Origin of the sequence: Proteus sp. fly-1067, assembly GCF_040139345.1 — a bacterium.
In the GTDB taxonomy this organism is placed as follows: domain Bacteria; phylum Pseudomonadota; class Gammaproteobacteria; order Enterobacterales; family Enterobacteriaceae; genus Proteus; species Proteus vulgaris_B.
The window spans coordinates 1-740 of record NZ_JBEEUL010000089.1; the positions used below are offsets into that span (position 1 = coordinate 1).

At 46.8% G+C, this 740-nt stretch carries 1 pseudogene; it reads right to left on the minus strand.

Annotation, left to right across the window (positions count from 1 at the left end):
• Window positions 1-740: pseudogene (gltB, locus tag ABN217_RS19290) on the minus strand (glutamate synthase large subunit); the annotation flags it as partial.

Genomic DNA, 740 nt, shown 5'->3' on the forward strand with positions numbered 1-740 from the left:
TGGTTATCCATCGAACGTTGCCCTACCGCATTTTGCTCTTGTTTCATTGATTCATATGGCGTTAAACGGATAACGTTTTTTTCTAGCCATAACTTATATGGATGGCGGCTTTTTAGATCATTATCTGTGTCTGCACTATGAAGGATCCGTCCTTCTTGGGTATCGATCAGCATGAGTTCACCGGGGCCAACTCGGCCTTTTTCAACCACCTCATCCGGTTGGTAATCCCAAATCCCGACTTCAGAAGCACAAGTGATGAGTCTATCTTTGGTGATCACATAGCGTGCTGGACGTAAGCCATTTCGGTCGAGGTTACAAGCAGCATAGCGCCCATCGGACATAACAAGACCCGCAGGGCCATCCCAAGGCTCCATATGCATTGAATTAAAATCAAAGAAAGCTTTGAGATCATCATCCATATCAGGGTTATTTTGCCAAGCGGGTGGAACTAATAAGCGAATAGCACGGATCAGATCCATTCCGCCGTTGAGTAGTAGCTCTAGCATGTTATCGAGAGAGCTGGAGTCCGAACCAGTTTCGTTAACAAAAGGCGCAGCTGTTTGTAAATCAGGGATCAGTGGCGTGCGAAATTTGTATGAACGCGCCCGTGCCCATTGGCGGTTACCTGTGATGGTATTGATTTCGCCATTATGTGCTAAGTAACGAAATGGCTGTGCAAGAGGCCAGCGTGGTACGGTATTGGTTGAAAAACGCTGATGGAATAGGCAAATCGCTGACTC